At 68.8% G+C, this 7,439-nt stretch carries 8 protein-coding genes and 1 pseudogene; 3 read left to right on the top strand and 6 right to left on the bottom strand.

The window, feature by feature from the left end; translation table 11 throughout:
- The first annotated feature begins 301 nt into the window (after window positions 1–301).
- Window positions 302–679, top strand: a complete 378-nt coding sequence (locus tag FV226_RS20015; protein WP_147750927.1) for a DUF4440 domain-containing protein — start codon at window positions 302–304, stop codon at window positions 677–679.
- Window positions 680–845: 166 nt separating this feature from the next.
- Here the strand turns inward: FV226_RS20015 and FV226_RS28110 are convergent, their stop codons facing one another.
- Together FV226_RS28110 and FV226_RS20020 are read right to left on the bottom strand one after the other, a co-directional pair.
- Window positions 846–1,019, bottom strand: a complete 174-nt coding sequence (locus FV226_RS28110) for a hypothetical protein (protein ID WP_187273613.1) — start codon at window positions 1,017–1,019, stop codon at window positions 846–848.
- Between the two features lie 12 nt (window positions 1,020–1,031).
- Window positions 1,032–1,454 carry a hypothetical protein gene (locus FV226_RS20020; RefSeq protein ID WP_147764265.1) on the bottom strand — a complete coding sequence of 141 codons (423 nt, stop codon included), beginning with the start codon at window positions 1,452–1,454 and terminating at the stop codon, window positions 1,032–1,034.
- 540 nt (window positions 1,455–1,994) lie between these two features.
- Between FV226_RS20020 and FV226_RS20025 the strand changes: the two genes are divergently transcribed.
- Window positions 1,995–2,240, top strand: coding sequence for a hypothetical protein (locus tag FV226_RS20025; RefSeq protein ID WP_147750925.1), 246 nt, complete (start codon window positions 1,995–1,997; stop codon window positions 2,238–2,240).
- Window positions 2,241–2,888: 648 nt separating this feature from the next.
- On the opposite strand, the gene FV226_RS20035 is transcribed toward FV226_RS20025, so the two are convergent.
- On the bottom strand, window positions 2,889–4,136 hold the full coding sequence (locus tag FV226_RS20035) for a nucleotide disphospho-sugar-binding domain-containing protein (RefSeq protein ID WP_147764266.1): 1,248 nt from the start codon (window positions 4,134–4,136) through the stop codon (window positions 2,889–2,891).
- Between the two features lie 254 nt (window positions 4,137–4,390).
- Between FV226_RS20035 and FV226_RS20040 the strand changes: the two are divergent.
- Window positions 4,391–5,386, top strand: a pseudogene (locus FV226_RS20040) (SDR family oxidoreductase).
- A 22-nt stretch (window positions 5,387–5,408) separates the two neighbouring features.
- On the opposite strand, the gene FV226_RS20045 reads toward FV226_RS20040, so the two are convergent.
- The 3 genes from FV226_RS20045 to FV226_RS20055 form a co-directional block, all read right to left on the bottom strand.
- Window positions 5,409–5,654 carry a hypothetical protein gene (locus tag FV226_RS20045; protein ID WP_246685653.1) on the bottom strand — a complete coding sequence of 82 codons (246 nt, stop codon included), beginning with the start codon at window positions 5,652–5,654 and terminating at the stop codon, window positions 5,409–5,411.
- A gap of 72 nt (window positions 5,655–5,726) precedes the next feature.
- A complete protein-coding gene (locus tag FV226_RS20050) occupies window positions 5,727–5,960 on the bottom strand; it encodes a hypothetical protein (RefSeq protein WP_147750922.1) in 234 nt (77 codons plus the stop codon).
- 148 nt (window positions 5,961–6,108) lie between these two features.
- Window positions 6,109–6,849: a CDP-diacylglycerol diphosphatase gene (locus FV226_RS20055; RefSeq protein WP_147764267.1), complete on the bottom strand. Its 741-nt coding sequence runs from the start codon at window positions 6,847–6,849 to the stop codon at window positions 6,109–6,111.
- Between the last annotated feature and the right edge of the window lie 590 nt (window positions 6,850–7,439).

Consider the following 7,439-nt stretch of genomic DNA (forward strand, 5'->3'; position numbering starts at 1 on the left):
GCAAGAGCAATGCCATTCGATCTGTGCCGAATTCAGACAGCGATGCTTCTCTCACCTGATCTACCGCACCGATCTCCGATTTCGGCCGCTGTACGAGATCGTGTTTGGAGCAACGCGACCGCTCGCCGGCCGACCGCACGATCGGCGACGCATTTTCCGGACGACCTGCGCGCGTCCGGACATGCCGCTTCGCGGTTTGGGGACGTGTCGTCGCGACACGGGGCGTGCCGCGGTGGGACACGGAACGAAGCGGTGCTCCCGCGCTTCTCCGATCGACTTCTTCCCGCGGCAGGAGAACACCATGGACGACGATCGGGTCTGGTCTTTCGAGAAGAGCCTCTGGGACGGGACTCCCGAGCACTACCGCGAGCTGGTCGACGAGACGTGCCTGATGGTGCTGCCGCACCCGCCCTTCGTGCTCAGTGGCACGCAGGCGATCGAGGCCGTCGCCGACACCCCCCGCTGGACCGAGGTCGCGTTCTCGAAGGGTCAGATCGCCCGGCCGCAAGAGGGCCTGATCGTGGTCGCCTACCACGTCGAGGCTTCGCGCGGCGACGAGACCTACCAAGCGAACTGCACCTCGACCTATCGCTGGCTGTCGCACGAGGTCTGGCGCGTGATCCAGCACCAGCAGACGCCGCCGCTGGTGCTGCCGGGTGCGGTCGAGAAGACCGGCTGACCGGTCGATGCCGGGCTTCTCCCCGCGCCTCTCTTGCCGGGCAGCGCTACGGCGCGCCCGGCACCTTTGCTTCCACACTCGAATGCTATTGCGACCGAGACAACCGATCGCCGTTCGACTGAGACGCTTCTGACGCGGCGGCTTGCGTCGCGCGCGCCGAGCGACGTTACGGCTTATCCTGACGGGCCGCGTCTTCGGCTTCCGTGCCAGGTCGGTCCATTGGGCCGTCGACCGGCTTTGTCTTGCCATCGACGGTGTCCTGAGGGGTGATCGCCGCGCCGTCCGGCGTCGGCTTTCCCTGCGGCATGCGTTGGGCCTGCGTGTCGACGTCGTCGGTCATCGGGACAGACTTTCAGATTTCAGTTTCGCGGCGGACGATCGCAGCCTCACCCGTGCCCCTCTGCGCCAGACCCACGTCGGTTTCTTCTTCCGCGACCGCCAACGGCGGCAGGCTGATGTCATCCGCGGAGGCTCGGCCAAGGCGATCGTCGATCCGTTCGATGCCCGGTCGATCTGCAACCATACCGCTTCCGCTGTTCGTCAGAGGGTCGGCGTCGGCGTTTCGAGCGGACATGCGAACCTCACCGTATAAGAGGGCAAACGTCCCGAAGGTGTCGCGGTTCTCCGGGCCGGATGGCACTTCGAAGAACGGCGTGATCTCATGGCACGAACCGGCCCCTGCGGGATCGCTCGCGGGCACAGGTGGATACCGGCGACCCATGCGGACCGGAGTGGCCGATCGCAACGAAACGCCAAACCACTCCACCGCGAACATGATGGCGGCGGGACGTGCACCCCGCCGCCGTTGCCTCGACGCGAAGCGAGGTTGTGATCAGAAGGTCCCGATGGCGCTCGCCGTACCGACGATGGTGGCGACGAGGCCGAAGGCGAAGGCCCCGATCATTGCGTAGCTGAATGGCTTCAGTTCCATGGTCGGCATCCTCTTTCGGTTTTGGTGACGCGGTCCGAAAACTGCCCGGCCGCGTGGCGATCAGCGTCCGATCAAACGTGGTGATGCCACCTCGGCCGTGACGTGCGAGCGCGCACGCTGCACCGCAGCATGACGCGAAGCACGGTCGCAAAGCCGATGCCACGCCGGATCGGCAACCGTTGCGAAGCCTGCGTCGCGCCGCGTACTCGGCCACGCCGAGCCGGCGCAAAGCACCCGCATTGCGCTCAAGCTTCGGACAGGATCAAAGTACGGGGCGGACACCCGCAGACCATCGCCCGCGTGGAAGAGTACGCACACACGGCACGGTTGCAGGTTTGTCAACATTAACAACCTGTGATTAAACCCGGAGATTGGGAGGCCGGCATGCAACCGTCGGAATGCTGCATCTTTCGGATCGTGATCGCGTCCGGTCTCGGGCTGCTGATCACGGCCGCGCTGCTCTGGCGCTACTCGCCGGTCCTGGCCGTGCTGTCCGCGCCGCTCGGCGGCTCGGTGGCAGCCCTCCTGGCGATGGTCGTGTTTCAGGCGGCCCGGCCCTTCGTGTCGCCCGAGCCGATAGGCGTCGACCCGAACAGCGACTACTTCGCCCGGAAGATCGGCTTTCTGTGATGCCGGGTTCGGACTGCCGCCGGTCGATCGGCGGCGATCGCGCCGTCAGCGATCGGCCTGCCGTGTCGCGCGACGGCTCGGGCTGCGAACCGTTGCAGTCCGTCCGACCCGGTGGCGTGAGCGGACGACACGCCGAGACGGTCTCGCGTAATCCTCGCCGGACCTGACAGCGATCGGGCGTGCGCCGCTTGTGTTTTGCAGGTTGTCGTAAGGCCCGCGACCTGTGCGCGCTCGGTAGGCGGCACCGGCGAAATCCCCGGGCGTGGGCGGCGTGCCGGGTTGCGAGAAGCTCGTCTCCGGCCGGTATGCCGGCCCCCAGCCGATCTCGTCGTCGCCCGCCGGGTCCTTGCCCGGAAAGCCGGTGACGTAACCGGTGCTCTGCGCAGCTGCCGGGCCGATCGGCGCCAACAGGCAGAGCAGGCCGCCGAGCACGAGGATAGCTTTTTGCGCTGGATGGGGTATGGCGTGGGTCCGTCCCTTCTCGCACCGAATGCGCGTGCGTGGAGTGCTGGACCAACCCGACGCCGGACCACCGGTTCTGAGCCTGTGGTCCGCTGCCGCGGATGGCTTCGACGGACGCCATGTCCCACGCGGTACGCCTGCTTTTGCGCGACAGGCTCGGCATGTCCGAAGCCGCTTCGTCGATAATCAGGCCGTCATCGCCTGCTCGACGGCGTCGCAGGTCGCGTTGAGCCCGTCCTCTTGCGCCAAAAGTTGCGCGGCCTCGCGGCAGGCCTGCGCCACCTGCGGCGACCCGAGGAGCCGCTCCAGCACGCGTGCGGCACGCGGCGGCGTGAACCGGCGCCGGCTGAGCGCGGCGCCGACGCCGAGGCGCCGGAGGCGGACGGCCTCGTCGAAATGATCGAATGCCACCGGCACGAGCAGTTGTGGGATGCCGGCGGCGAGCGCCTGCGCCACGGTGCCGATGCCGCCGTGATGGACCAGGGCGGCGCAGCGCGGCAGCAGCGCGCTGAACGGCGCGTAGGCGACCCGCAGGATTTCCGGCGGCAGCGCCCCGGGCATCTGGTCGGCCTGCGGCGCCAGCAGGATGCCGCGCCGGCCCATGCGCCGGCACAGGGCGACCGCAGTCTCGAAGAACGCGCGCCCCTGCCGCATCCCTGATCCATAGGTGAAGGCGATGGGGGGCGTGCCCGCATCGAGGAAGCGCGCGACCTCGGGATCGAGCACGGCCCGGTCGCCGTAACGGTCCGCGAGGGGAAAGCCGACCTGCACGGCCTGTTCCGGCCAATCCGCCTGCGGGCGGGCGAACCAGTTCGGGAACGTCAGCACCATCCGGGTCGGGCTGTTCCACCAGTGGCGCAGGCGGCGGACCGGCGGCAGGCCGAGGCTGTCGCGGAAGGCGTTGAGGTCGGGCAGCACCGCCGGATCGATGACGTAGCGGTCCCCGCCCCGCCCGAGCCAATGCCGAAAGCGCGACGGCAGGCGTCGCGCCGCGGCCAGGCCCGGCAGCACCGGCGCCTCGCGACGGCTCTCGATCAGGAACGGGGCGACGTGGACCGTGACCAAGGGCAGGCCGAGCTTGTCCTGCGCGATGCGGGCCCCAAGGCTGTTGGGCGAGGCGACGACGATCCCGCCCTCCGCCGACCAGCGGGCCTGCACCCACGCGAAGACCGGCTCGGTCGCCGTGGACAGCGTCTGCAGCAGCGGCGCGACCCCCCGCGTCGGGTGCCAGAGGTTCGGGTGCCGGAGGGTCCGCTCGTAATCCGCCCGCGTGCCTAGCGCGTGGAAGTCGATCCCCGCCCGCGCCGCGAGGTCGCCGAACGGCGCCGGGGCGGCCAGCGCAACCCTATGGCCGCGATCTTTGAGTGCGGCGGCAAGCGCAAGGAAGGGCAGCACGTCGCCATGCGAGCCGAGCGTAACCAGGGAAACCTGCATCGCCTTGTATTACAAGAATTCTGACAGATGGGCTCCTACATACTGTAAGAATTATTTACTAAAATGTGTTATGGCCTGAGTGCGGAGGCGCAGGGCTTATATACTGGTAGGACGCGGCGGATCGTCTCGGTACGTGGTTGGCGACACCCCCGCTTCACGACTGTGCGGTGGGCGCTCGTGGCGCAGCCACCTCCCGGAACTGCCCCGCCTGCCCCCGGTTCGCCTTTGGGACCGTTCCAAGACAGGGCCCGAACATGGCCGACCTTCGCGGGACGACCGTCGTCATCACAGGCGCATCGAGCGGCATCGGACGCGCGGCTTCGGAGGCGTTCGCCGCCCGGGGCAGCCGCGTCGTCCTGGCCGCCCGCAGGGCCGACGTGCTCGACGCGTTGGCGCGCGATATTCGCGGCCGCGGCGGCGAGGCCGTGGCGATCCCCACCGACGTCACCGATCTCGAGGCCGTGTCGGCGCTGGCCGACGGGGCGGTGGGCGCGTTCGGTCGGATCGACGTCTGGATCAACAACGCCGGCGCGGGCGTGTTCGGCCCGCTCCTCGACGCGCCGCTCGATCTGCACAGGCAGACGATCGCGATCAACCTGATGGGCGCCATCCACGGCGCCTACGCCGTGCTGCCGCACTTCCTACGTCAGGGGAGCGGCACGCTGATCAACACGGTCTCGATGGGCGGCTGGGCGCCGACGCCGTTCGCCGCGGCCTACACCGCCAGCAAATTCGGGTTGCGTGGCTTCTCTGCCAGCCTGCGCCAGGAGCTCGCGCCTCACCGGCACATCCACGTCTGCGGCGTGTTTCCGGCGATCGTCGACACGCCCGGCCTCGAGCATGGCGCCAACGTGACCGGTAAGACGCTCAACCCCGGCCACCTGTACTATGCACCGGAAGACGTGGCCGAGACCTACTTGCGGCTTGCGCTGCACCCACGCCACGAGGTGGCGGTGGGCTGGCCTGCGCGCCTGGCCCAGGTCGGCTAAGCCCTCGCACCGTCCGTGACCGAACGGATGATGGGTGCGGGTTTCCGCCGCGCGCTCGACAGGGCCGACCCTGGCCCACGCACGCATGGTGCTTTGCGCCAGCCGAAGCCCGAAGGCACCCGGGCCGACGGTGGCTGGCGCGACCGCAAGGGCGTTCCCTCGGCAGGTCGCCTCAGTCTCGGGCTCGTGCTTGCGGCGGCCTGCGGGACGGTGCTTCTCGGCAGCGCGTTGTCCGCGCGCCGATCCCAATGGGCGAACTAAGCGCCGCCCTGCCGGCAGGCTTCTACCGCTCGGCGTGAAGGCTCTTGATGAATCGCCGCGCGATCTCGCGCACCGCCTCGTCGTCGCGAGCCTCGCCATGGGCCTTGTCCCAGAGATGGTCGAGGCTGCCGTCGAGCTCGTCGAGGAGTTCCGGGTGGCGCTGCGCCACGAAGCGGATCGTGCCGAAGAGAAGGTGCTCGACGGCCATCTCCCGGCGGCGCGCGTCGATGAGGGCGTCGGAGGCTTGGGCGGGGGGCTGATCGGTCATGGCGGATCAACGAACGCCATCCGCGTTCGGTTCGCGCGAGGGCGACGTCGCGAGTGCCGCAGCGTGGACGTGTCAGGTCAACCAGCGCTCGTCGATGTCGGTCGCGTTCCACGCGGCCATCGGTTGGCGCTCGTCGCCTTCTGCGAACACCACCAGGTCGTCGGGGCCGACGTCGTGCACTGCGAACCAGTCCCAGCGCCGGTGGATCACCCGAGGGCCGCCGAAGATGCGGACGGCGTTCCAGTAGCGGTCGTCCTTGAAGCCGACGTAGTGGACGCAGCGCGGCGGCCCGGCCGGCTCAGACATTCGCATCAAAGATCGTCTCGCGACCGCCCGGCGGCCCGTCGGTGGCGGGCGCGGTGCGAGGACGAGCGGTAGCGGGTCGATGCATCGATCCAGGATAGCCCCAGCGTTCGGCGTGTCGAGGAAGCGCGTCGTCGCGCCGGGTGCCGTCTCACCGCGCCGCGGCGCAGGCGTGATCCATCAGGTCCTCGGCGCTCGCCCGCGGTGCACGGTAGGCGAGCACGTAGAAGCCGGGCTCGGGGTCGCCGGCCGCGGTGGCGACGGCGGCGAAGCTCGTCTCGCGCAGGTCCCGCCGGCCGGGCAACCGGGCCAGCGCCGCGAAGGGGTTGAAGCGCGCCGCCTCGGCCGCCGGCACCCGCATCGCGAGGTAACGGTCGCCAGCGAGCGCGACCGGGAACGGCGCCCAGCTGCCGCGGATCGCCTGCGCGTGCGCCTTCAGAGACGCCAGAACCCGCGGCTTCATGCAGTCGAGATGGATGTGAAGCTGGTCCTGGCTGCGGCCGCGCGCCGAGTTCACCGCGAGGCCCACCTCGGCCACCGGCACGCGGCCCTTCAGCGGATCCGACACGAAGCGCCGCGCCGCCAGGGCCGCGTGCCAGTAGGCGGCGCCGCGCGCCCCGCGCAACACCGTCGCCTCGAGCCCGGCCACCGTCTGGGTCGGCATCACCACGACGTGGGTCGGTTCGCCCGGCGCACGCAAAACCGCAGTGCCGGGGCGGTCCGCGTCGCCGAGATCCACGTCGAGGCACGGAAAGGTCCGGTTGGCGACCGTCTTGGCGAGCACGCAGGTCTTCAGCGCGGCCCAAAGCACGTCCCGGCTCGGATCGCCTGCGGAGTGTGCGGGCGCCGGCAAGACGGCCAAGAGGATCAGGAGCGGCACGATCCGACGCATCACGATCCCCAGCTCACAACGAGCGAACGCGACACGGCTTCAGACGATCGTCAGGCATGAAAAAACCCGCCACGTCGGAGACCGGGCGGGTTCGATGAATGGTAGCGGGAGAGGGACTCGAACCCCCGACACGAGGATTATGATCTGAGCTTGAGCAGAAGCAAGTCATTGATCCAACAAACTTTTTCAGTAGGTGTACTAGGAACGCGCTAGGCATGGTATTCCGGCAGGCCGTGGTGCGCTTGCTACTAAAGGTTGCCCATTGGCGCGAGCTTTGACGCCGTTGTTGTTAGCTTTTGACCGCAAGCGGTTGGCAAGTGAACCTCTGATTATCCACTGGACTGCGGTAGCGTTACACTCGAAGGCGCGCGCGCCGCTCATCCAATGGTCGCCGCCGCAAGGACAAACGCCCTGCTGGGCGCTTGTCCTTATTGTCCGCTCCGCCGACCGACAAGGTCAGTTTGCCCGGGCGACCTCGACGAGGTTGTCCGAGAAGGACGGGGCGTGGCCCATGTCGGTGAAGGCGCCCGACGAGATGCTGTTGACCGTGCCCTCGTTGAGCTGGCGCCAGTAGCCCAGCGTCGCGACCA

It is taken from the genome of Methylobacterium sp. WL12 (genome assembly GCF_008039475.1).
In the GTDB taxonomy this organism is placed as follows: Bacteria; Pseudomonadota; Alphaproteobacteria; order Rhizobiales; family Beijerinckiaceae; genus Methylobacterium; species Methylobacterium cerastii.